The following is a 23,942-nucleotide window of genomic DNA, read 5'->3' on the forward strand; positions in this document are numbered from 1 at the left end:
GCTGCGGCATGATCGCCGCGTGAACGCGTCAGCGCTGCGGCACGATCACCGCGTGCAGCGGTCGCTCCGTGCCGTGCGCCATCTCGTCGAGCAGCGCCGCCACCTCGTCCGGATCGAGCCCCGCCGTCCGCCGCGGGACGGCGCGCAGCAGGTCGTCCTCGACCAGCACGTCGAGCGCGGCCGCGTAGGCGTCGCTGGTGACGCCGCGCGCGCCGATCATCGTGATCTCCTTGATCGCGATCCAGTCGGGATTGAAGCGCTCGACGAGCGCGCTGCCGCGCATCCCGGCAATCACCACCGTGCCGCCCGTGCGGACGAGGTCGATCGCCTGCAGGAACGCCTCCGGCGCCGCTGCGGTGACGTCGACCACCACGTCGGCGCGGCCGCCGCTCTCGCGCTTGAGGACCTTCACCGGATCGTCCTGCGTGACGTCGACCGTGACGCTCGCGCCGAGGCGCTTGCCGAGCTCGAGCCGGCTCGCGTCGCGCGGACCGGCGCCCGTCAGCAGGATGAAGCCCGCGCCCGCGCGCCGCAGCGCCCGCACCGCGCACAGACCGCGTAGTCCGGGGCCGAGCACGGCGACCACCGCACCCGGACGGATGCGCGGCAACGTCGTCGCCCAGCGGATGCCCGCGCCGAGCGGGTTGAACAGCGTCGCCTCGACCGGGTCGAGCCCCGGAGGCACACGGTGCACGACCGCCGTCGGCGGCAGGAAGACGTGCGTCGCGTAGCCGCCCCACAGTCCGGGCGGCATCGTGAGCGTCGCCATGCCGTACGAGTCGCGCAGCCCGTGCGCGCGACAGAGGGGGTGCGCGCCGCTACGGCACGCCTCGCACGCGCCACAGGTGTGGAAGACCTCGACCGCGACGCGGTCGCCGGGCGCGAGCCCACGGCTGCGGCGCGCCTCGTCGCCGATCCGCTCGATCGTGCCGACGATCTCGTGGCCCGGCACGAAGGCTTCGCGGATCGGCAGCGTCCCGGTGAACTGCTCGTGGTCGGTGCCGCAGAGCCCGCACGCCTCGACGCGCAGGAGCGCGTCACCTGGACCGATCTCGGGGAGCGGCAGCGTGGTGCGCTCGAGCGTCTCGGGCGCGCGCAGCACCAGGGCTGCCGCCGTCTCGCTCGCCGTGCGCGCCTCCACGCGGCGAGCTTGCCTCGGTCGCGAGCGCTCTGACAAGGCCACGCGCCGCGATGCGACGCGCGCCCCGGCTGGAGCGTCGATGAGGGACGTCAGACCGTGGAGAGCGCCGCGAGCACCAGGATCGCCGCCGCCGCCGCGAGGCTCTGCAGCAGGAGCTCGAGATCGTTCTCGCTCGTCTTCCGCTGCTTCACGTCCACGCCTTCCTGGTTGCGTTTCGCGTCACTCGCGCGGCTATCAGCAAGCCGCGGTCCATCGGCGAGCTGCACGTATAGACGCGCGTGCCGCGAGATATTCGACGCGACATCGCTCTCGAGCTGCTTTCTCGCTCCGCGTGCTGCGTCCGAGCGGTGACAAACCGCGGCGGTGCTGTCGCCACGCGGACACACCGCGCGCCTCTGTCTCGTCGTGCGTCGCGCTGCTCTCGAGTCGCGAGAGCGACGGCTCGCGTGTCTGAAGCGAGATCGATGCGGCGAAGCGCAGCAGCGAGCGTCGAGGACGACTCGAAGACGCGGGGACGAAGCGCGATCCAGCTCGCGCTCCGTCCCCGCGAGGTCAGTTGCCGGTGCCCGAACCGGTGCCGGAGCCCGCGGCAGAGCCGCTGCCCGCGCCGGAGCCCATGCTGCCGCTCGAGCCCGACGTCGAGCCGCTGCGACCAGCAGCACCACTTCCGGCGGCGCCACTACCCGCGGCACCGCTGCCGACCGAGCCGCTGCCCATCGTGCCGCTCGTCCCGCTACGCCCGGTGCGCGGATCCTCGTCCTCCATCGCGCCCGAGCCCGTGGTGCCCGAGCCCATCGCGCCGGAGCCCGCGGCGCCCGAGCCCGTGCCCGTGCCGCCGTGCGTGCCTGCAGCCGAGCCATGCGAACCGCTGGTGCCGACGCCGGCGCTGCCAGCGGAGGCGCCGCTGCCAGTTGTACCCGACTGCGCGATCTGATCCGTGCGATCGGCCGGGCAATCGGCCTGCGTGGCGCCGGCGTTCGGCACGCCGAGCCAGGCGACGGCCGCGATCGCGGACAGCAGGACGGCCCACTTCGTCGACTTCAACATGTTCCCTCCCCGTCGAATTCGTTCGGTCGCCGTTGCCCAGCGGGCTCGGCGCCGCGCGGCCTGCGGGCCGCGTGCTTCGACGTCGTGTCCGGCCGGACGCGTGAGGCGTTGCAAGCGACGTTCCGACGAACCGACGCCGTGAACGCTCGTGAACGCTGCACGCTCGGCGCACGACCGTGGAGAGACTTGCAGCGCGATGCACAAGCTTGCAGGGAGCCGTCACCCGGACGGCTTGTGCTTTACCGTCGCGAGGAGACGCGCGTGCAGCTCGCCCGTGCAAAACGTCGCGCGACCGCGCTCGCGCGAGCGGCCGCGCGGGTTCCGAAGCAGCGCGCCGCCGCGCGGCGCGTTCAGCGCCGCGCGCTCAGCGGGTCGCGAAGCCGTGCGCCGCGCACCTCGAGCGCAGCAGCGACACGTTGTCCGTGACCGACGCGCGCTGGTTGAACACGGACGACCCCGCGACCGCGATCGTCATGCCCGCCGCGGCGAGCTCCGCGATGTTGTCCGGGCCGACACCGCCGTCGACCTCGATCTCGACGTGGTCGAGCCCACGCTCGACCAGCATCGCGCGCAGGCGCCGCACCTTGTCGACGCTCGAGGCGATGAACTTCTGACCGCCGAACCCCGGGTTCACCGACATGACGAGCGCGACGTCGATCTCGGGCAGGATCTCCTCGAGCGCGACGAGCGGCGTCGCCGGGTTGAGGCCGACGCCGGGCTGGGCGTCGAGCGCGCGGATCGCGCCTACGGTGCGGTGCAGGTGCGTGCACGCCTCGACGTGCACCGTCATCGCGGTCGCGCCGGCGCGGTGGAAGTCGGCGAGGTAGCGATCGGGCTCGACGATCATCAGGTGCACCTCGAGCACGGCGTCGAACGGCTCCGCGAGCGGTCGCAGCGCCTCGACGACCAGCGCGCCCATGCTGATGTTGGGCACGAACTGACCGTCCATGACGTCGATGTGGATGCGCCGCACGCCCGCTTGCAGCGCCTCGGTCACCTGATCGCCGAGCCGGCGAAAGTCCGCGGCGAGGATCGACGGCGCGATCGCCACCGTACGCACTGCGTTCGCGGCGCGCTCGGCGCCGCTCTCCCCTTCAGCTCCCGTCCTCGCCACTCGCGTCGTCCTCCTCGCATCCGACCTGGTAACGTCCACGACGTACCATCCGATCGGCCATCGAACATGTCGCGCGCTCGTTCGTCGCACACGACATGAGCACGATTCGCGTCGCCCGACACGCGGTGTCATGCGTAGCGACTTGGCTTCCGAGCGGGGGTGTGCTCTGTGTCGGTCAAGCGTTTGACGATCCATCCATGCGGAGGTGGCATCGATGACGACCGTGAACAGGACGGCGCTCGCCTTTGCGTTCGGTCTGGCAATCGCTCTCTCGTTTCCCGTGACGAGCGCGGCCGAGCTCAAGCCGGGCGACGTCTTGAACAAGGACACGGCCGCGCAGGCCGAGGGACTGCTGCCTCCGGAGATCCTGCAGCACTACAAGGACGGCAAGTACGAGAACAAGATCGTCGAGTGGCCCGAGGGGAAGTTCCGCTGGGAGACCGCGTTCGAGGAAGCGACGATCGACAACAAGGGCAAGTACGACGTCAACGAGCGCGGCACGATCATCGACAAGTCGACCGGTCAGCAGCCGCCGTACGTCTACGGCTTCCCCTTCCCCGACATCGATCCGAGCGACCCGAAGGCGGGCGCCAAGATCCTCTGGAACGCGTACTACGGCTACTGGTACCTCGGGAACAGCCGTAACTCCGTGCGGCTGGTCTGGGTGAACCCCGAGGGCATCGACCGCGAGGCCGGCCAGGACGTGTTCTTCATGTACTACGACGGCCAGTCGGAGAAGTACCGCGTCCCGAACCCGAAGAATCTGCTCATGCAGATGATCGCGACGACGACCTTCCCGACCGACCTGCAGGGCACGACCGCGCTCACCTGGCGCTACCGCGATCCCGATCGCCGCGATTCGAACTGGGCCTACGTGCCGACGCTGCGCCGCGTCCGCCCGGTGTCGCCGACCAACCGCTCCGACGGCTTCCTCGGCTCCGACATGAGCCAGGACGACGGTCCGTTCTTCGACGGCAAGCCCGAGGACTTCGAGTGGCGGCTGCTCGAGAGCAAGGAGCAGCTCCGCCTGGTCGATCCGAACAGCTTCGAGGCCAAGCAGAACTACCGCTGGCTGCCGCAGGGCGGCTGGCGCGTGATGTGGGACAAGGACCTGCAGACCGTCGGCTTCATGGATCCGAACTGGAAGGGCCTCGCGTGGGCGCCGATCGGGCTCGCGCTCGCCAAGCGGCCGGTGTGGATCATCGAGGCGACGCCGAAGGACAAGTACTACCTGTACGGCAAGATCCAGCTCTACGTCGACAAGGACACCTACCAGGGCGTCTTCAACCGCAAGTTCAACTGGCGCGACGAGCTCATGAACACCTACATGATCGCCGGCTTCATGAGCGAGAAGCGCGTGCGCCCCGACGGCGGCGAGGACTGGCTGTGGGGCGCGACGCAGGGCTACCAGGCGGCGGAGAACATCAAGATGAATCGCGCCACGGTGAGCGGTCTGCAGGGTCCGGGCAACGACCCGGCGAACGACCGTCGCCTGCCCTTCGATCCGGAGTTCTTCGACTTCAACACGCTGCAGCGCTTCGGAAAGTGAGCGTCGCGCAGGCGTAGCGACGCCGCTCGCCCGACCGAGGACAGGTTGCTCGTGGCGCGCGAGCGTGGAACGCTCGTGCGCCGGAATGAAGCGCGAGGCCGTCGACGCCGATCTCGCCGAGGAGCTCGCCCGGCACGGCTTGCGCGCGACGCGCCAGCGCGTCGCGCTGCTCAAGCTGCTGCGCTCGCAGCCGGGCCACTACACGGTCGCCGAGCTGCACCGCACGCTGCGCCGCTCGCAGCGTCGCCTGAGCCGCAAGACCGTGTACGAGATGCTCGGCTCGTTCGTGCAGGTCGGGCTCGCGGCGTGCGTCACCGACGGCGGTGAGCCGGTCCACTACGAGGCCTACACCGGACCGCACTACCACGCGCGCTGCCGCATCTGTCAGCGCTTGATCGACCTCCCCGCGCGCGCCGACGCGCAGGTTCGCGGCTACACCGACGTGCCGGAAGGCTTCGTCGTCGAGACGATCAACGTGACGCTGCGAGGCGTGTGCCTGCGCTGCCGCGACGAGCGCTGAGCGAGCGTCGATCCCGCGTCGCTCTCGCGGCGACATCCCTGCGCATCACGACGCGACCCACACCCGCTTGACTGCTCGATCGAATCGGGCATAACGCGAAATCGACACTGAGTGTTATCTAGCGGCGTCCAAGAAACGCCGCGCGCCGGAAAGGAGCCGGGATGAGTCGCACGACGAAGGGCCTCGCGTCGTTGTTGTCCGCCGCCGTGCTCGTCGGCCTCGCCGCCGTTGCCTCCGCGCAGCAGCAGAAGGCGAGCGCGCCCGCCGACGAGTCGAAGCCACCGCTCGGCGTCTCGGAGACCATCTGGGAGATCGCGCTTCCCGGCGGCCCGCCGAAGCCCGAGATGATCGCGCTGGGCGAGAAGCTGTTCAACGACAAGCGTCTGTCCGCGGACGACACCGTCGCCTGCGCGACGTGCCACGATCCGAAGAAGGGCTTCGTCGACCACCTGCCGACGTCCGAGGGCATCGGCAAGCAGGTCGGCAAGCGCAACGCGCCGACCATCCTCGCGGCGATGTTCAACGCCACCCAATTCTGGGATGGACGCGCGACCACCCTCGAGGACCAGGCCAAGCTGCCGATCCTGAATCCGATCGAGATGGGGATGAAGTCGCCCGACGAGGTGGTCGCGAAGATCCGCGGCATCCCCGAGTACAACGAGGAGTTCCAGAAGGTCTTCGGGCGCGAGGTCACCTACGACGACATCGCGGCGGCGATCGCGGCGTTCGAGCGCACGCTGCCGGGCGTCGAGGCGCCGTTCGACCGCTACATCCGCGGTGACTCCAACGCGATCAGCGCGTCGGCGAAGCGCGGCTGGGCGCTGTTCAACGGCAAGGGACGTTGCAACACCTGCCACGCGTTCAGCACGACGAGCCCGCTGTTCTCGGACCAGAAGTTCCACAACATCGGCATCGCGGCGCACAAGACGGACTTCGTCGAGCTCGCGCGCAACGCCTTGAAGATCGTCCGCACGGGCGACCTCGACCAGATCGATCGCCTGGCGCTCGAGACCGACATGTCGGAGCTCGGACGCTTCCTGGTCACCAAGCAGCCCGCCGACATCGGCGCCTTCAAGACGCCGACCCTGCGCAACGTCGCGGTCACCGCGCCGTACATGCACGACGGCTCGCTCGCGACGCTGTGGGACGTCATGGACCACTACAACAAGGGCGGCGTGCCGAACCCGTTCCTCGACGGCGGCATGCAGCGTCTCGGCCTCACCGAGGCCGAGATCGACGACCTGGTCGCGTTCATGGAGACGCTCACCAGCGATTCGCAGGCTGCGCTGGCCAAGCAGGAGATGGCCAAGATGCGCGCCAAGAAGAACGTTCGCCCCGAGCGCGACACCGAGGTTGCCATGGGCAAGAAGGGCAACATGGGCGATCTCGCGCCGGATCCGGATCTCAAGAACCCCGCCGAGATCGGCGTCCTGCCGCCCGTGCCGACGCTGTGAGGAGAGTACGATGCCACGCGGAGTGAAAAGCATCGAGACCAAGCACTACGAGGAGCGCGAAGCCTTCTTCGCCGGGCTGAAGCGCCTCTCGCGGCGCGGCTTCATGAAGGTCGCGACGGCGTCGGCGGCCGCGGCGATGGCGAAGGGCGTGTTCGCGCCGCACAGCTTCCAGCTCGTCGAGATCGCGCACGGCGCGGAAGGCGAGAACAAGAGCTTCACCTTCGCCTACATCTCCGACACGCACCTCTACGAGCAGAAGCTCAACGACCGCTTCGTGCGCGCCATCCTGAAGGCCGTCGACGACGTCAACGCGATGGACCCGCAGCCGGACTTCGTGCTGTTCGGCGGCGACCTCGCTCAGCTCGGCAAGCCGGAGGAGCTCGAGCTGGGGGCGCAGATCCTCAAGAGCGTCAAGGCTCCCGTCAAGATGATGGTCGGCGAGCACGACTGGTTCCTCGACATGGGCGAGAAGTGGCGCGACCTGTTCGGCCCCGAGCAGTACTCGTTCGACCACAAGGGCGTGCACTTCATCACGCTCATGAGCGTCTTCGAGAAGGACTTCTGGACCGAGCGCGGCATGACGCCCGAGGAGCGCATGCTGACGGTCGCCGGGCTCGACAACCCGATCCAGTCGCGCTTCGAGGTCGGCGAAGAGGGCCGCAAGTGGCTCGCCGAGGACCTCGCGAAGGTCGACAAGAAGACGCCGATCGTCGTCTTCTCGCACTCGCCGCTCTACAAGTACTACCGGCCCTGGAACTTCTGGACGGACGACGCCGAGGAGGTGCAGGCGCTCCTGCAGCCGTTCGAGAAGGTGACCGTCATCCACGGCCACACCCACCAGCTGCTGTCGAACCAGATCGGCAACATCTCGTTCCACGGCATGCTGTCGACGGCCTGGCCCTGGCCGTACGCGCCGGAAGGCTTGCCGAAGCTCACCGTGCAGATGAACCGCGCGGATCCGTTCTCGCAGTTCGACGGCTGCGGCGACGGCACGTTCGACGTGCTCGAGAGCGGGCTGGTCGACAAGGTCTACAACCTGTGGGACCGCAACCCGGTCACGGTGTCGGCGGCGTACCTGAGGTCGAACGGCGCGAAGGACCGGCCGTCGGCGACCAAGCTCCCATCGTACTGAGGCGCGGACGAGGAGGAGACAGCATGCGATCGCGTATCCTCATCATCGGCGGCACGCTCGTGGCGGTCGTCGCTGCGGTCGGCGTCGCGGCGCGCTCGGGCGCCGACGGACCGCGGCAAGACCTGCCGAAGCACGACGTGCCCAAGTCGAAGGACGGCAATCTGGTGGTGGCGCTCTGCGACGGCGAGACCACGGTCGAGGTCGAGGGCGTCGCCGAGGGCCAGGAGCTGACGCGCGAGCAGGCGCAGCGCGTCTCCGACCAGCTCATGGCCGAGTGGAAGAAGAAGAACCCGAACGCGCGCTGGGAGGATCGTCCGGTGCAGGTCGCGCAGGCGAGCGCGCCGTCCGGCGCCGCGGGATCACCGTCCGCGGGCGCCCAGGTCGGTAGCGCCGCGGGCGCACAGAACGGATCGACGGGCGCGCCGCCCGTCGCCGCAGGCGAGCCGCCGGGCGCGGCGGTCGGGACGCCGGGCGACGAGAAGGTCCAGACCGGCATCTACAGCGCCTTCACCGAGCGCGACGAGAAGATCTGGCAGGCCGCGACCGACCAGTTCGTCAAGGACGGCCACCGCATCTTCCACGACGCGAAGGCGTTCGGCGGCACGATCGGCGTGTCGTGCGACATGTGCCACCCCGACGCCGCGAACACGCACCCGGAGACCTATCCCAAGTTCCAGGTGCAGCTCGGCCGCGTCGCGATGCTGCGCGACATGATCAACTGGTGCATCGAGAACCCGGCGCGCGGCAAGCCGCTGCCCGACGACGACGTGCGGCTGAAGGCGATGGAGGCCTACATCCTCGCGCAGCGCAAGGGAGTGCCGCTCGACTACGGCAAGCACTGAAGCTACGACCGCGGCCGTGCCAGCGATCACGGCCCGCCGCTTCCGTCCCGAAGACCGCGCCGCCGTGCGGCGCATCTGTCACCGGGTCGGCTACATGGGCGAGCCGGCGACTTGGTACTGGCCGCACGTCGAGAGCTTCGCCGACATCTGGACCGCGTACTACACGGACCACGAGCCGCAGTCGCTCTTCGTTGCGGTGCGCGGCGACGAGGTGGTCGGCTACCTGTCGGGCTGCATCGACAGCCGGCGCGCGCCCGATCCGGCGCAGGCGCTGTCGCGCGCCGTCGTCCGCCACAAGCTCTTCCTGCGCGCGAAGATCGCGCGCTTTCTGCTGCGCGGGATCCGCGACGCGCTCCGCGAAGGCCCGGCGCCGAGCGGCACGCTCGACGATCCGCGCTGGCCGTCGCACCTGCACATCAACCTGCTGCCCGAGGCGCGCGGCGTCGGCGCCGGCGCGGCGTTGATGGAGGCGTGGCTCGCGACGCTGCGTGCGGCGGGCTCACCGGGCTGTCACTTGACGACGATGCTCGAGAACGAGCGCGCCCTCGCCTTCTTCGAGCGAATGGGCTTCAAGCGCCACGGCGCGCCGCACCTGCTGCCCGGCATGCGGACGCCGTCGGGCGGACGTCACCACATGCAGTACATGGTGCGCGACGTCTGAGGCGCGCGGGAGGGATCCCGCGGCGCGGCGGAGGTCAAGCAACCTCCGCCGCGATCGCGGTCGTGCGAATCAGTCGCGCGGCTGCGGAACGAGACGCAGGTAGGGCTTCTGCGCCTTCCAGCCGCTCGGGAACTTCTTCTTCGCTTCCTCGTCGGACAGCGAGGGCACGATGATGCAGTCCTCGCCTTCCTTCCAGTTCACCGGCGTCGCGACGCTGTGCTTCGCGGTGAGCTGCAGCGAGTCGATCGCGCGCAGGATCTCGTCGAAGTTGCGGCCGGTGCTCGCCGGGTAGGTGAGCATCAGCTTGATCTTCTTGTCCGGGCCGATGACGAACACCGAGCGCACCGTCAGCGTGTCGAGCGCGTTCGGGTGGATCATGTCGTAAAGGTTCGCGATCTTGCGGTCCGGATCGGCGATGATCGGGTAGTTCGGCGCGTAGCCCTGCGTCTCCTGGATGTCCTTCGACCACTCGCGGTGCGAGTCGACGGGGTCGACGCTGAGGCCGAGGATCTTGACGCCGCGCTTGTCGAACTCGGGCTTGATCTTGGCCATGTAGCCGAGCTCGGTCGTGCAGACGGGCGTGAAGTCCTTGGGGTGCGAGAACAGCACCGCCCAGCTTCCCTCGATGTACTCGTGGAAGCGAATCGGTCCTTCGGTGGTCTCGGCCGTGAAGTCGGGAGCCGTGTCACCGAGTCGAAGTGCCATGTTCGTCCTCCTTGCTCTTCCGTTCTATTTCGGTCGCTTAAGACAGACCCCAAGCAGGTGCAACCCGCGCTGGTCGCACCTCGACCTGCACCGTCGCCCGTGCGACCGAACCGTGCGCGCACGGGCGTGCAGCGAGCTTTGTCCAGCGCTTGCGCAGCCGCCCTGCAAGACGCACATCGACTCACCCTAAAGTCGTAGATTTCCTGCGACAAGCCCGAAAATTCACACTTTCGCGCGACTACACGCACCGTCCTGCAACGCCGATCACTCGCTCGTGCACACGAGGCAGGTGGGGTTGGTTGGCGTTCTCGTTCTGGGCCTGGTGCTCGCGTTTCCGCCCGCTCGGGCGCACGCGGGTTGCGGCTGCGACAAGCCGCCGCCGGCACCGGCCGCGATCCGGCCGGCGTTCGCGCCCGTCGGCGGAACGGTGACGCTGTTCGCAGACGATCTACGCGCGGGCGAGAGCTACGACGTCGAGTTCGGCAAGAAGGAAGTGAGCGCGCGCGCCGTCGTGCGGCGCGACCTCGCCGACGGCGTCAAGAAGCCACAGCTCGTCGTCACCGTCCCCGACGTGCCGATCGGCCCGACCAAGATCACCGTCAAGCGCAACGGCAAGAAGGTCCTGAAGATCGCCGACAAGGACTTCACCGTCCTGCAGCCGGTGCTGCGCCTCGACGAGTCGAACGCGGCCGTCCTCGTACGCTGCTACTCCGCCGCCGTGGGCAAGGACGGGACGATGTACCTGCCGCTCGACATCGGCCCGATCCGTCGTCGCATGGTGTTCAGCGGCGTCGGCGAGGAGTTCCCGCTGCTGTTCTCGGCGAAGGACGTCGCGATCTACAACGCGCAGGGCTTCGTCATGGAGCTCCTCGCCGAGCAGGCGGGGCACTACGAGATCCGCGACCCCGGCGCACCGGACAGCTTCGAGCTGATCTACGACCGCCACGAGTTCGTGACCTACGCCAAGCAGCACGTGCACGACGGCGCGCTCAAGCTCGACCCGTCGGACCCCGCCTGGCACGTGGACGGCACGCCGCACGTCGACCACGACAATCTGGTGATCGCGATCGACGGCCGGCTCGAGCGTGGCGGACGCCTCTCCGGCGGCGAGACCAGCACCTTCGACCTGAGCATCGTCACCGTGCTTCCGGAGCGGCGCGGCGAGCCGAAGCCGCGCATCGTCGAGTGGCAGCGTGGCTGCTCGTCGTCCGGGCACGGCGGGCACGGTGGCCACGGCGGCCACAAGGGACACGGATCCCGCTGAGCATCGGACTTTCCGGGACCTGCACGGCGCCGACTTCGAGCCCAGCGCACGGGGAGCCCGCGTCGGCGGGCAACGCGAGCGCCGTGGCGGGCGAGTCGGCAGAGCGCCGTGAAAGGTCTGTAACGGCCTTTTGCGGATTCTCTCAAGAAGGGCCCCGGTCGAGCCGATGATCGGAGGAGCACCCCGAGTTTCTTCGGGTGGCTCCCGCACCATGGCGCGTCGATCCTCGAGAGAACCCACGGGACACACCATCCTGGTCGTCGACGACCAGGAGGAGACCCTGATCTCGGTCGGCAGCCTGCTCCGAAAGCAGGGGCACGAAGTGCTCCTGGCGGAAAGCGGCGAGCGCGCGCTCGAGATCATCCGCGAGCGCGAGCTGCACCTCATCCTGGTCGACTACTTCATGCCGCGCATGACCGGCGAGGAGCTCGTGCGCGAGATCCGCAAGTTCGACCCGCTCGTGCAGATCATCCTGCAGACCGGGTACTCCGGGAACAAGCCGCCGCGCGAGATGCTCGCCGAGCTCGACATCCAGGGCTACCACGACAAGGCGAACGGCCCCGAGGAGCTGCTGCTCTGGGTCGACGTCGGGCTCAAGGCCTACCGGCTCATCAAGCGGCTGCGCGAGCGCGAGCGCCTGCAAGCCGAGCTCGTGGCGAACGTCTCGCACGAGTTCCGCACGCCGCTCAACGTCATCGCCGGCTACAGCGAGCTGCTGATCGACGGCCAGTTCGGCAAGCTGCCGCAGGAAGCGCTCGAGCCGCTGCGCGCGGTCGAGGAAGCGAGCCGCAACCTCGCCGAGCTGGTGTCCGACTTCCTGAGCTACGCGCGCATCGAGGCGGGCGTGCAGGCGGTCGGCGAGCAGCGGATCCGGCTCGACGAGGTGGTGGCCGAGCTGACGCGGCTCGCGCGGGTGCTGCTCGAGGAGAAGCCGGTCGAGTTCCGCGTCGAGCGCGACTACGCGCCCGACGTGCTGGTCACCGACTCCGTCAAGCTGCGCACGATCCTGCGCAACCTGATCACCAACGCCGCGAAGTTCACGCCCGAAGGCTCGATCACGCTGCGCATCGGGCGGGTCGACGACAAGCTCGCGTTCGCCGTCGAGGACACCGGCCCCGGCATCCGCCCCGAGGACCTCGAGGTCATCTTCGAGCCGTTCCGCCAGGCCGAGGAGGTCGCGGAGCGCGCGCAGGGTGGGATCGGTCTTGGCTTGACGCTGGCGCGTCGCCTCGCCTGGCTGCTCGGTGGCGACCTCGGCGCGACGAGCGAGATCGGACGCGGCTCGACCTTCACCTTGTTGTTGCCCGAGCGCGTCGCGGCAAACCGCGAGGCGATCGGCGCCGCGGCCGGCGGCGGCCCCCGCTCCGTCGACCCGACGGGCCTCGCCTGAGACGCGGGGGACGCGCGGGACGAGCGCCGTGCCCGGGCTGAGCACGCGGCCCGCATCGCCGAGCGTCGGAGCCTCGATCGCCGTCAGCGCACCCAGCGCGGCGCGCCTGCTCGTCGCGGCGAGCCCGGTCGTCGCGGCGGTGCTCTACACGCTCGCGATGCCGCCGTTCACGCTCGCGGCGCTCGCCTGGCTCGCCCCGGGAGCGCTGCTCGTCGGCGCCGAGCGCACGACGCCGCCGCGCGCGCTACTGCTCGGCGCCGCGTTCGGCCTGCTGATCTCGATCGGCGTCACGTCGTGGGCGCCGGGCGCGGCCGCCGCGTACTTCGGCGGCAGCCGGACGACGGCGCTCGCGTTCGCGCTCGCGGTGTGGCTGGTCTACGCCGCCCTACCCTACGCGCTCCTGACCTTCGCGCACCGCCTGGTCGCGCCGCGCGTGCCGTCGTGGGCCGTGCCGGCGTGCGGCGCGTGGCTCTGGGTCGCGTGCGAGTGGCTGCGCACCGTGTTCTTGACGGGGCTGCCCTGGGGCTTCCTCGCGCACGCGCAGTGGCGTGCGACCGCGCTCGTGCAGATCGCCGACCTCGGCGGGATGTACGCGGTGTCGTTCGTCGTCGCGTGGACGAGCGTCGCGCTCGTGCGCGGCGCGCTCGCGCTCGCCGCCGCCGAGCGTCCGGGGCGCGTCGTGCTGCAGACGCTCCTGCCCGCCGCGGCGCTGCTCTCGCTCACGCTGCTCTACGGCGAGGCGCGGCTCGGCGCGCTGGCGTCGAACGCGCAGACGAGCGCCGCCGCACGCGAGATCGCGCTCGTGCAGGCCGACGTCCCGGCGCGTCTGCACTGGAGCCGCGCCGCCGCCGCGCGCACCGTCGCCGCGTACGCCGCCGAGACGCGAAGCGCGGGAGGCGCTGCGCTCGTCGTCTGGCCGGAGAGCGCGGTCGCGTTCTACCCGGACGAGGATGCCCTGCTGCGCGCGCAGCTCGCGCAGGTCGCGCGCGCGAGCAACGCGCTGCTGCTCTTCGGCGGCTCGCGGCGCGCCGCGGACGGCAGCCCGCGCAACGCGGTCTTCCTGCTCGATGGTGAAGGAACGATCCGCGGCTCGTACGACAAGCAGCGTCTCGTGCCGTTCGCCGAGTACGACCCGTTCGACGCGAGCGCGGCCGCGAGCGGTCTCGCCTACGCGCCAGGCCGTGCGGCGGCGCTGCTCGAAGCGAGCGACCTCCGGCTCGGCGCGCTGATCTGCTACGAGGCGCTCTTCCCGGCGCTGGCGCGCGCTCGCGTCCGGGACGGCGCCGACGTGCTGGTCAACCTCTCGAACGACGCCTGGCTCGACTCGGGCGACGGGGCCGCGCGCGCGCAGCACTTCGCGATGAGCGTCTTCCGCGCGGTCGAGACGCGCCGTCCGCTCGTGCGCGCGTCGGTCGGCGGCATCTCGGGCTTCGTCACGGCAACCGGCGAGGTGCAGGACGCGCTGCCGCCGGGACGCGGCGTGCTGCGCGCCGCCGTCGTGCCGGGCACGACGACGACGCCGTACGTCCGCTGGGGCGACGCGTGGATCGCGCTCGGCGGCGTCGCGCTCGGCGTGGGGCTGCTCGTCGGCCGGAGGCGCTCGTGCTGAACGCGCGCGCGCGGCGGCTGCGCCGCATCACGATCGCGACGGTCTCGCTCTTCGTGGTGCTGTTCGCGGTGATCTCCGTCACCTCGCTCGGCTGGATCGGCTCGACCTTCCCCGGCTTCTTCGTGATGGCGAACCGGGTCGTGCCGTCGATCGCGCTACCCGAGTGGCCGAGCCGTCCGGGGAATCTCTTCCAGCACCAGGTGCTCGCGGTCGACGGCGAGCCCGTCGCGACCGCGGCCGAGGTGTACGAGCGCGTCGCCGAGCGTCCCGCGGGGACGCCGATCGACTACCGCCTGCGCAGTCCGGGCGGATCCGTGATCGACGCCACCGTCGCCTCGCAGATCTTCTCGCGCACCGACTTCGTGCTGCTGTTCGGCGCCTACCTGGTGAACGGCGTCGCCTTCCTCGCGATCGGGCTGCTCGTCTTCCTGCTCAAGCCGGACGACCGCGCGAGCCGCGCGCTGTTCGCGGCCACCACGACGACGAGCGTCTTCATCGTCACGGCGGTCGACCTCTACGGTCCGCACTGGTTCTTCCGCCTGCACGTGCTCGCCGAGTCGCTGCTCGCGGCGGCGTTCCTGCACCTCGCGCTGGTGTTCCCGACCGACCGCCTGCGCGGGCGCGGTCGGTACGCGCTGTTCGCGGTGTACGCGCCATTCGTGCTGCTCGCCGTGTGGTACGAGGCGGTGCTCGACTCGCCGTCGGCGTACACCGCGGCGCACCTCGTCGCCTCGGCGGCGCACGGGCTCGCCGGGATGACGCTCATCGCGGTGATCGTCTACGACTTCCTGTCGAGCCCGTCGGCGCTCGTGCGAAGGCGCATCGGCGTCGTTGCGGTGGGCGCGTTCGCGGGCCTCGTCGTCCCGGTCGGCTTGATGGCGGTCTCCGCGATCGCCGGCGGGGGCATCGCGCTCAACGCCGGCGCGATCACCGCCTTCCTGTTCCCGCTCAGCATCGCCTACGCCATCGTCAAGCGCGACCTCTTCGAGATCGACGTCGTGCTGCGCCGCGCGCTGACCTACGCGATCGTCGTCGCGGCGAGCGTCGTCATCTACTTGACGCTGTTCGCGGCGTTCGGCGCGCTCGTTCCGACGTGGAGCTCGTGGTCGCTCTCGTCGTTCGCGTGGGCCGGCGTCAACCTGGCGCTGGTCTACCTTCTCACCTGGCTACGCAACCGCGTGCAGGACGCCGTCGATCGCGTCTTCTTCCGCAAGGCGTACGATCCGGAGACCGTGCTCGCCGAGCTGAGCCACGAGCTCGCTTCGGCGCGCTCGACCGAGCAGGTCGCGACGCACACGGCGAGCGTCCTCGGACGGACGCTCTGGCCGCGCAGCATCGCGCTGCTCGTGCGCGGCGAGGACGGACTGCTGCACGACGCCGACGCGAGCTCGGAACGCCCGCCGATCGCGTTGCAGGGTCCGCTCCGCGAGCGTCTCGCAGCCGGCGAGATCCTCGCCCGCTACGAGTGGGAGGACGTCGCCGACCACGCGCTGCCCGCCGTTTGGCGAGCGCTCGACGCCGACGTCCTGGTGCCGATCCGTCAGGGCGACGGCGGGCTCGACGTGCTCGCGCTCGGCACGAAGAGCTCGGGGCGGCCCTACAACGTGCTCGACGTCTCGCTGCTGCGCACGGCCGCGAACCAGATCGCGCTCGCGCTCGGCACGGCGACGGCGTTCGCGCAGCTCGCGGCGTTGAACTCGCGACTCGAAGAGGAAGTACGCGAGCGCACGCGCGAGCTCGGCGAGACCAACCTCGAGCTCGCCGAGTCGCTCGCGAAGCTCCGCACGGCATACGAGAAGCTCGAGGCGAGCCAGCAGAGCCTGACGCGCGCCGACCGGCTGGCGACGCTCGGACGCCTCACCGCCGGCATCGCGCACGAGCTCAACACGCCGCTCGGCGGCGTGATGAACGCCCTCAAGATCCTCACCGACCTCGGCCACGAGTACGCCGACGCGACCGACGACCCGAATGTCACCAAGGACGACCACCGCGCGATCGCGAACGAGATCGTCGAGACCGCGGAGACCGCCGCCGGCTGGGCGCGCAAGGCCGCGGCGTTCGTCAGCAAGGTGAAGGTGCACGGCCGCGACCCCGGCGACGGCGCGCCCGTGCCGTTCTCGATCGGCGCCGTGGTCGACGAGATCCGCGGCCTGTTCGCGCACCGGCTGCGCACGTCGGGCTGCCACATCGAGTACACGGAGCACCCGCGCGGGCTGCAGGTGATGGGCTCGCAAGCGCGTCTCGCGCAGGTGCTGACCAACCTGATCGGCAACGCGCTCGACGCCTACGAGGACCGCGGCGTGACGGCCGATGCGGTCGAGGTCGAGGCGCGGCGCGACGGCGACCGCGTGCTGGTGACGGTCGGCGACCGCGCCGGCGGCATTCCGGAAGACATCCTGCCGCGCGTCTTCGACGAGCTCTTCACCACCAAGGAGCGCGGGCGCGGCACCGGGCTCGGGCTGTGGATCGCGCGCAATCTCGTCGAGCAGCAGTTCGGCGGCACGCTGACCGTCGAGACCACACCCGGCGTCGGCAGCCGCTTCACGATCGTCCTGCCCGACCAGCCGGACGACGCGGCGGCGACGAGCGATCCGCGCAAGACGGCGAACGGCGCCGCCAAGCCGCCGCTCGCGCGCTACCTCGCGTCGGCGTCCGAGCGCGGCACGTCGCGGCCGTAGAACGCGAGCGCCGCGGCCCAGCGGTTTCGCACCTCGAGCTTGCCGAAGATGTTGGTCAGGTGCGTCTTGACCGTCTGCTCGCTGAGACAGAGCTTCTCGGCGATGGCGCGGTTGCTGATGCCGAGCGCGACGTAGCCCAGCACTTGACGCTCGCGACGCGTCAGCGTGGCGAGCGCGCTCGGCTTGCCGCTCGGCTCACGCGCGCGCTGGAAGGTCTCGAAGACGCGCCGTGGAAGGCTCGGGTCGATCCACGTTCCGCCGGCTGCGACGGTGCGGATCGCGTCGAGGATCGCCGCGAGACGCGTCGACTTGAGCACGTAGCCGCTCGCGCCGCCGTCGGCGGCCTTCTGCGCGATCTCCTGGGTCGCGAAGCCCGACAGCACGATGACGCGGGTCGCCGGGCTCAACCGACGCAGCTCGCGCACCAGTGCCGCGAAGTCCTTGACGCGCGGCATCCGGTAGTCGAGCAGCACGATGTCCGGCCGCAGGCGCTCCACCGCCGCGCACACCTCCTGCCCGTCCGCCGCCTCGCCGACCACCTGAAGCTGGCCCTCGCGCGGGATCGCGATCTTCATCATGTCGCGAAACATGGTGTGATCGTCGGCGACGAGGACGCGGATCATGGCAGGCGCCGGCGAGCAAGTCTCGTTCCCCGGCTCGGCTCACGTCGGACGGGCATTCACCGCCCGAGCGAGAGTCAAACCAATGACGCTAGCGCTCAGAATGCGTCGCCCTTGCGCATCCGCCGTGTCGTCCGAGCAGCGCGCGCGCTCGCGTCAAGCAGGCTTCGCGCGACCCCAGTAGTTGAAGGTGAAGAGGCGCGGCCCGGGCAGGTACATCGTCTCGACCTCGATCGCGAAGCCTGCGTCGCGCAGCAGCGAGTCGATCGCACGATTCAGGTTGCAGCCGCCCGCGATCGCGCTCCACATGCCGTTCAGACGGTTCTGCCAGCGCACGACGCCCGGATCCGGCGCGCGACCGTGCTCGGAGAACAGCAGCACGCCGCCCGGCGCGAGCACACGACGCATCTCGCGCAGCGCCCGCGCGACGTCCGGGATGGTGCACAGCGTGTAGGTCGTGAGCACGGTGTCGACCGAGCCGTCCGCGAGCGGGATGTGCTCGCCCGGCAGGTCGAGGAACTCGACGTCGATCCCGAGCTCGCGGGCGCGCGCGGCCGCGAGCTTGCGCATCTCCGGCGACGGCTCGAGGCCCCAGAGGTGCTCGACGCGCGAGCGGTCGTAGAACTCGAGGTTGCGCCCGGAGCCGATGCCGATCTCGAGGACGCGTCCGTACGCGAGCGGCACCACCTTGCGACGCTGCCGCATGATCGGCTTCTGCCGCATCGCGAGGTCGATCAGCTTCGGGAGGAAGTAGCGCTCGTAGAGGCCCATCGACGCCTCGTACTCCGAGCGGCGTCACACTTCCAACGCCGGGCGCGGTGCGCGAGCATGCGCGCGATGAGCACGCGGAGGATGCACGCGGCAGACGCCGCCGTCGGGACGCCGTCGATCGCGGAGCGCGTGCGCCGGCTCGACTGGCCCGCGCTCGGCGCGACGCTGACCGAGCGCGGCTGGGCGAAGACGCCCGCGATCCTGACGGCCGACGAGTGCCGCGAGCTCGTCGAGCTCGACGCCGACGAGCGCCGCTTCCGCTCGCGCATCGACATGGCGCGCTACCGCTTCGGCGAGGGCCGCTACGAATACTTCGCCTACCCGCTGCCGCGGCTCGTCGCCGCGCTGCGGCGCGCGCTCTACCGCGAGCTCGCGCCGATCGCGAACCGCTGGATGGAGCTGCTGCGCATCGACGCGCGCTATCCCGAGCGTCTCGAGGACTTCCTCGCGCACTGCGCCGCGCACGGGCAGCGCCGGCCGACCCCGCTCCTGCTGTGCTACGAGGCCGGCGGCTACAACTGCCTGCACCAGGACCTCTACGGGGAGATCGCCTTCCCGCTGCAGGCGACGTGCTTTCTCAGCGTGCCCGGCGTCGACTACGGCGGCGGCGAGTTCCTGCTCGTCGAGCAGCGACCGCGCGGCAGTCGCGCGGCGAGGCGATCGCCGCCGCACGGGGCGAGATCTTGATCTTCGCCAACGCCGTGCGGCCGCTCGCGACCCGCCGCGGCCACGTCCGGGCGGTGCTGCGCCACGGGGTCAGCACCGTCACCTGGGGTCGGCGCTGGGCCCTCGGCGTCATCTTCCACGACGCGCGCTGAGCGTGCCCTGCGCCGAGCTGCGCGCCGCGTGCGCGCGCGGCACGGCGCTCCGTGCTCGGCGCGCACCCGGGCAATCGCTCTTCAAGGCGGCGCAATTGCGCCGTAACCGTCCTGCAACATCGAGACGGTAGTGCTGCCTGCGACGATCGCGAGGGCCGCGCGGCTCGCGCCGTGACGGCCCCCCAGCAAGACCCCGGAGGGGAGATGCGATTTCGCAGAAAGAACCTCGTGCTCGCCACCCTCGTGCTGCTCGCGGCGGACGTGGCGACGACGCGCGCGGCCGGCGCCGGCGACGCACAGCAAGCAGCCATGCAGGAGATCCTCGACGTCCTGCGCCAGAACCGACAGATCTCGGACGAGCAGCACCGCACGCTGAGCCGCAAAGTCCGCGAGGCGGGCGAAGCCGACCGGGCAACGGCCCGCGCGAACGCCGCCACGGTCGAGAAGGTCGAGCGCACGGAAGTGGTCGAGGTGGTCGAGGAGAAGAAGCCCTCGCCCGACACGTTGTACGCCCGCTGGAAGGACGGTCCGCGCCTCGAGACCGCGGACAAGCAGTTCCGCTTCGCCCTGATCGGCCGGCTGCAGAACGACTGGGCAATCGTCGACTCGAGCCGCGCGCTCAGCGACGAGCTCGGCATCGACGAGTTCCAGAGCGGCACCGAGTTCCGGCGCGCCCGGATCGGCTTCGAGGCCGAGCTCTACCGGGACTTCGGCTTCAAGTTCGAGGTCGACGTCGCGAGCGGCGACGTCGCGTTCAAGGACGTCTACTTCGCCGTCCGCAACGTGCCGCTCGTCCAGAACCTCCGCATCGGCCACTTCAAGGAGCCGTTCTCGCTCGAGCAGCTCACGAGCAGCGTGAACATCACGTTCATGGAGCGAAGCCTCGCCGACGTCTTCGCGCCGGAGCGCAACACCGGCATCGGGATCCACCCGACCTACTTCGACGAGCGCCTCACCTGGGCGGTCGGCGCGTTCCGCGAGACCGACGACACCGGCTTCGGCTTCGGTGACGAGCAAAACTACGACATCGCGACGCGCATCACCGGCCTACCCTGGTACGCCGACGACGGCGCGCAGCTCGTCCACCTCGGCTTCTCCTACGCGCACTCGTTCCGCAACGACGCCGAGCTCAGGTTCCGCCAGCGTCCCGAGTCGCACCTCGCGGCGCGCTTCGTCGACACGGGCGACTTCCTCGCGAACGACCTCGACCGCATCAATCCCGAGCTCGCGATCGTGCTCGGACCGGCGTCGCTGCAGGCCGAGTACATGCGCGTCTTCGTCGACGCGCCGGCGTCCGGCGATCCCGCGTTCGACGGCTGGTACGCCTACGTCAGCTACTTCCTGACCGGCGAGCGCCGCGCGTACAAGAAGTCCTCCGGCGCGTTCGATCGCGTGCGGCCCAAGCGCAACTTCGGCTTCGGACCCGACGCCGGCTGGGGCGCGTTCGAGGTGGGCGCGCGCTACTCGAAGATCGAGCTCGACTCGGGCGACGTCCGCGGCGGCAACCTGGGCGACACGACGGTCGGGCTCAACTGGTACCTGAACCCGAACATGCGGGTGATGGCGAACTACGTCTACTCCGCGCGCACCGACGGCGCCGGCAGCGCCAACATCTACCAAGCGAGGTTCCAGGTCGCCTGGTGAGCCATGCGACGATCGAATCTCGACAGGAGACCATCCGTGAAGATCACCACGCTTCTGACCGCGAGCGCCCTCGCGCTCGCCCTTGCGACGTCGAGCTTCGCCTCCACCATCTCGGGCGCCGGCGCGACGTTCCCCTACCCGATCTACGCCAAGTGGGCCGACGCCTACGCCAAGGAGACGGGCGTCAAGCTCAACTACCAGTCGATCGGCTCGGGCGGCGGCATCAAGCAGATCAAGGCGCGCACCGTGACCTTCGGCGCGTCCGACATGCCACTCTCGGCGGACGAGCTGCAGAAGGACGGGCTCGTGCAGTTCCCGACCGTGCTCGGCGGCGTCGTGCCGGTGGTGAACCTCGAGGGCATCGCGCCGGGCGGTCTGACGCTCGACGGCCCCGCCCTCGCGCGGATCTTCCTCGGCGAGGTGAAGAGCTGGGACGATCCCGCGATCGCCAAGCTGAATCCGGGCGTCACGCTGCCGAAGCAGGCGATCGCGGTCGTGCACCGCTCGGACGGCTCGGGCACGACGTTCATCTTCACCGACTACCTCGCGAAGACGAGCCCCGAGTGGAAGAGCAAGGTCGGCACGAGCACCGCGGTGCAGTGGCCGACGGGGATCGGCGCCAAGGGCAACGAGGGCGTCGCGAACAACGTCGCGCAGACGCGCGGCGCGATCGGCTACGTCGAGTATGCCTACGCGAAGCAGAACAAGCTGACCTTCACGAAGCTCGTGAACGCGTCCGGCAACGCGGTCGCGCCGACCGCCGAGGCGTTCGCCGCGGCCGCCGCGAACGCGGACTGGGCGAGCGTCCCGGGCTTCGCAATCGTCCTCACCGACGCGCCCGGTGCCGAGTCCTGGCCGATCGCCGGCGCGACGTTCATCCTGATGCACGAGAAGCCGAGAGATCCCGCCGCGGCGAAGGCGGCCCTCGAGTTCTTCGCCTGGGCGTACGCGAAGGGCGACGCGATGGCGGCCGAGCTCGACTACGTTCCGATGCCGGACGAGGTCGTGCGCGCGATCGAGCAGTCGTGGACGCGCATCACCGACGAGGGCGGCAAGCCGATCTACACCGCACGCTGAACGACTGACGATGGAGCTCTCCAGGCGCAGCTCTCCGGCCGACGCGACGCTCGCGTCGGCCGCGACGCTCGACGGACGGCTCGCCGCGCGCGAGCGCGTGCTCGCCCGCCTGCGCCTCACCGACGCGCTCTTCTACAACCTGACGCGCGCCGCGGCGCTGTCGGTCCTCGCGATCCTCGGCGGCGTCATGGTGGCGCTCTTCGTCGGCGCGCTGCCCGCGCTGCGCGCGTTCGGCCCGAGCTTCGTCGTCAGCGAGCAGTGGAACCCCGTCACCGAGCAGTTCGGCGCGCTCGCGCCGGCCTACGGCACGATCGTCACCTCGCTGATCGCGATGGCGATCGCCGTGCCGGTCGGGATCCTGATTGCGGTCTTCCTCACGCAACTCTGCCCGCCGTGGCTCCGGCGTCCGATCGGCATCGCGATCGAGCTGCTCGCCGGCATTCCGAGCATCATCTACGGGATCTGGGGCCTGTTCGTGTTCGCGCCCTTCCTGCAGCAGACGCTGCAGCCGTTCCTGATCGACACCTTCGCCGACGTGCCGGTGCTGTCGGCGCTGTTCGCCGGGCCGCCCTACGGCATCGGCCTTCTCACCGCGGGGCTGATCCTCGCGATCATGGTGCTGCCGTTCATCACCGCGGTGTCGCGCGACGTGTTCGAGTCCGTGCCGCGCGTCTTCATCGAGGCGGCCTACGGGCTCGGCTGCACGACGTGGGAGGTGGTGCGCTCGGTCGTGCTGCCGTACGCGCGCATCGGCGTCGTCGGCGGCGCGATGCTTGCGCTCGGTCGCGCGCTCGGCGAAACGATGGCCGTGACGTTCGTGATCGGCAACGCGCACCGGATCTCGTCGTCGATCCTGGCGCCCGGCACGACCATCTCGGCGACCATCGCGAACGAGTTCACGGAGGCGGTCGGCGAGCTCTACACCTCGTCGCTGATCGCGCTCGGCTTCCTGCTCTTTCTCATCACTTTCACCGTGCTCGCGGCCGCACGCTGGATGCTGTTCCGGCTCGAGCGCCGCGTGGGGGCATGAGCATGAACGCGCCCGCGCGAAGCTCGCTCTACGCCGCGCGCCGACGTCGCAACGCGGTCGCCGTGACGCTGTCGCTGCTCGCGACGCTGTTCGGCCTCGGCTGGCTCGTGCTGATCCTCGCGGTGCTCGTGTGGAAGGGAGCGGGCGGCCTCGCGCTCGACGTCTTCACGCAGACCACGCCGCCGCCCGGCTCCGACGGAGGACTGCTGAACGCGATCGTCGGCAGCTTCGTCTTGACGAGCCTCGCGGTGCTGATCGGCACGCCGATCGGCATCCTCGCCGGCACGTACATGGCGGAGTACGGAAGGCGCGATCGGCTCACCGTGGTGGTGCGCTTCATCAACGACATCCTGCTCAGCGCGCCGTCGATCGTCGTCGGGCTCTTCGTGTACGAGGTGATGGTGGTGCCGCTGGGCCACTTCTCGGCGCTCTCGGGGACGGTCGCGCTCGCGATCCTGGTCGTGCCGGTCGTGCTGCGCACGACGGAGGACATGCTGCTGCTCGTGCCGGTGTCGCTGCGCGAAGCGGCCGCGGCGCTCGGCATGCCGAAGTACGTCGTCATCACGCGGATTGCGTACCGCGCCGCCGGCGCCGGCATGGTGACGGGCATCCTGCTCGCGATCGCGCGCGTCAGCGGCGAGACCGCCCCGCTGCTCTTCACCGCGCTCAACAACCAGTTCTGGAGCTTGGATCTGAACGCGCCGATGGCGAGCCTTCCGGTGGTGATCTTTCAGTTCGCGCTGAGCCCCTACGAGGACTGGCAGCAGCTCGCCTGGACCGGGGCGCTGCTCATCACCTTCAGCGTGCTCGCGCTCAGCATCGTCGCGCGCGCGCTGATCGCACGGAGCCGGGCGGCGGCATGAGCTACGCTCGATC

The 23,942-nt window shown here is 70.2% G+C and carries 20 protein-coding genes and 1 pseudogene; 15 read left to right on the forward strand and 6 right to left on the reverse strand.

Features of this window, described 5'->3' with window-relative positions; translation table 11 throughout:
* Positions 1–28 precede the first annotated feature (28 nt).
* From VIS07_02195 to rpe, 3 genes are all read right to left on the reverse strand, one after another.
* Positions 29–1,141 (reverse strand): zinc-binding dehydrogenase, encoded by a 1,113-nt coding sequence (locus tag VIS07_02195; protein HEY8514305.1) that lies wholly within the window; start codon positions 1,139–1,141, stop codon positions 29–31.
* A 552-nt stretch (positions 1,142–1,693) separates the two neighbouring features.
* Positions 1,694–2,188: a hypothetical protein gene (locus VIS07_02200; GenBank protein HEY8514306.1), complete on the reverse strand. Its 495-nt coding sequence runs from the start codon at positions 2,186–2,188 to the stop codon at positions 1,694–1,696.
* Between the two features lie 364 nt (positions 2,189–2,552).
* Positions 2,553–3,239: a ribulose-phosphate 3-epimerase gene (gene rpe / locus VIS07_02205; protein HEY8514307.1), complete on the reverse strand. Its 687-nt coding sequence runs from the start codon at positions 3,237–3,239 to the stop codon at positions 2,553–2,555.
* 277 nt (positions 3,240–3,516) lie between these two features.
* Between rpe and VIS07_02210 the strand changes: the two genes are divergently transcribed.
* The 6 genes from VIS07_02210 (at position 3,517) to VIS07_02235 (ending at position 9,460) form a co-directional block, all read left to right on the forward strand.
* On the forward strand, positions 3,517–4,851 hold the full coding sequence (locus tag VIS07_02210) for a DUF1329 domain-containing protein (GenBank protein ID HEY8514308.1): 1,335 nt from the start codon (positions 3,517–3,519) through the stop codon (positions 4,849–4,851).
* Between the two features lie 85 nt (positions 4,852–4,936).
* Positions 4,937–5,371: a transcriptional repressor gene (locus VIS07_02215; GenBank protein ID HEY8514309.1), complete on the forward strand. Its 435-nt coding sequence runs from the start codon at positions 4,937–4,939 to the stop codon at positions 5,369–5,371.
* A gap of 161 nt (positions 5,372–5,532) precedes the next feature.
* Positions 5,533–6,825: a cytochrome c peroxidase gene (locus VIS07_02220; protein HEY8514310.1), complete on the forward strand. Its 1,293-nt coding sequence runs from the start codon at positions 5,533–5,535 to the stop codon at positions 6,823–6,825.
* A 10-nt stretch (positions 6,826–6,835) separates the two neighbouring features.
* Entirely contained in the window at positions 6,836–7,957 is a 1,122-nt protein-coding gene (locus VIS07_02225) for a metallophosphoesterase (GenBank protein HEY8514311.1), read from the forward strand.
* 23 nt (positions 7,958–7,980) lie between these two features.
* Positions 7,981–8,799 carry a cytochrome C gene (locus VIS07_02230; protein ID HEY8514312.1) on the forward strand — a complete coding sequence of 273 codons (819 nt, stop codon included), beginning with the start codon at positions 7,981–7,983 and terminating at the stop codon, positions 8,797–8,799.
* 16 nt (positions 8,800–8,815) lie between these two features.
* The gene (locus VIS07_02235; GenBank protein HEY8514313.1) at positions 8,816–9,460 is read left to right on the forward strand and encodes a GNAT family N-acetyltransferase; all 645 of its coding nucleotides are present in this window, start codon (positions 8,816–8,818) and stop codon (positions 9,458–9,460) included.
* Positions 9,461–9,529: 69 nt separating this feature from the next.
* On the opposite strand, the gene VIS07_02240 is transcribed toward VIS07_02235, so the two are convergent.
* The gene (locus tag VIS07_02240) at positions 9,530–10,165 is read right to left on the reverse strand and encodes a peroxiredoxin (GenBank protein HEY8514314.1); all 636 of its coding nucleotides are present in this window, start codon (positions 10,163–10,165) and stop codon (positions 9,530–9,532) included.
* Positions 10,166–10,592: 427 nt separating this feature from the next.
* Between VIS07_02240 and VIS07_02245 the strand changes: the two genes are divergently transcribed.
* The 4 genes from VIS07_02245 to VIS07_02260 all read left to right on the forward strand — a co-directional run bounded on the left by VIS07_02245 (position 10,593) and on the right by VIS07_02260 (position 17,106).
* Positions 10,593–11,429 (forward strand): hypothetical protein, encoded by an 837-nt coding sequence (locus VIS07_02245; GenBank protein HEY8514315.1) that lies wholly within the window; start codon positions 10,593–10,595, stop codon positions 11,427–11,429.
* A gap of 211 nt (positions 11,430–11,640) precedes the next feature.
* Complete coding sequence (locus tag VIS07_02250) at positions 11,641–12,819, forward strand: ATP-binding protein (protein ID HEY8514316.1); 1,179 nt, start codon at positions 11,641–11,643, stop codon at positions 12,817–12,819.
* A gap of 28 nt (positions 12,820–12,847) precedes the next feature.
* Complete coding sequence (gene lnt, locus VIS07_02255) at positions 12,848–14,428, forward strand: apolipoprotein N-acyltransferase (GenBank protein ID HEY8514317.1); 1,581 nt, start codon at positions 12,848–12,850, stop codon at positions 14,426–14,428.
* Positions 14,422–17,106, forward strand: a complete 2,685-nt coding sequence (locus VIS07_02260) for an ATP-binding protein (GenBank protein ID HEY8514318.1) — start codon at positions 14,422–14,424, stop codon at positions 17,104–17,106. The genes lnt and VIS07_02260 overlap by 7 nt, the downstream gene beginning before the upstream one ends.
* Here the strand turns inward: VIS07_02260 and VIS07_02265 are convergent.
* Together VIS07_02265 and VIS07_02270 are read right to left on the reverse strand one after the other, a co-directional pair.
* The gene (locus tag VIS07_02265; GenBank protein ID HEY8514319.1) at positions 17,064–17,729 is read right to left on the reverse strand and encodes a response regulator transcription factor; all 666 of its coding nucleotides are present in this window, start codon (positions 17,727–17,729) and stop codon (positions 17,064–17,066) included. The two genes, VIS07_02260 and VIS07_02265, sit on opposite strands and share 43 nt — an antisense overlap.
* A 153-nt stretch (positions 17,730–17,882) precedes the next feature.
* Positions 17,883–18,497 carry a class I SAM-dependent methyltransferase gene (locus VIS07_02270; protein HEY8514320.1) on the reverse strand — a complete coding sequence of 205 codons (615 nt, stop codon included), beginning with the start codon at positions 18,495–18,497 and terminating at the stop codon, positions 17,883–17,885.
* 81 nt (positions 18,498–18,578) lie between these two features.
* Between VIS07_02270 and VIS07_02275 the strand changes: the two are divergent.
* The 5 genes and pseudogenes from VIS07_02275 to pstA all read left to right on the forward strand — a co-directional run bounded on the left by VIS07_02275 (position 18,579) and on the right by pstA (position 23,929).
* Positions 18,579–19,315 (forward strand): annotated as a pseudogene (locus VIS07_02275) (2OG-Fe(II) oxygenase).
* A 204-nt stretch (positions 19,316–19,519) separates the two neighbouring features.
* Positions 19,520–20,959 (forward strand): porin, encoded by a 1,440-nt coding sequence (locus VIS07_02280; protein ID HEY8514321.1) that lies wholly within the window; start codon positions 19,520–19,522, stop codon positions 20,957–20,959.
* A 36-nt stretch (positions 20,960–20,995) separates the two neighbouring features.
* On the forward strand, positions 20,996–22,036 hold the full coding sequence (gene pstS, locus VIS07_02285) for a phosphate ABC transporter substrate-binding protein PstS (GenBank protein HEY8514322.1): 1,041 nt from the start codon (positions 20,996–20,998) through the stop codon (positions 22,034–22,036).
* A 10-nt stretch (positions 22,037–22,046) separates the two neighbouring features.
* Positions 22,047–23,066, forward strand: coding sequence for a phosphate ABC transporter permease subunit PstC (gene pstC, locus VIS07_02290; GenBank protein HEY8514323.1), 1,020 nt, complete (start codon positions 22,047–22,049; stop codon positions 23,064–23,066).
* On the forward strand, positions 23,063–23,929 hold the full coding sequence (pstA, locus tag VIS07_02295) for a phosphate ABC transporter permease PstA (GenBank protein ID HEY8514324.1): 867 nt from the start codon (positions 23,063–23,065) through the stop codon (positions 23,927–23,929). The genes pstC and pstA overlap by 4 nt, the downstream gene beginning before the upstream one ends.
* The last annotated feature ends 13 nt before the right edge of the window (positions 23,930–23,942 follow it).

Source organism: Candidatus Binatia bacterium, from assembly GCA_036563615.1.
Classification (GTDB): Bacteria; Desulfobacterota; Binatia; order UBA12015; family UBA12015; genus DATCMB01.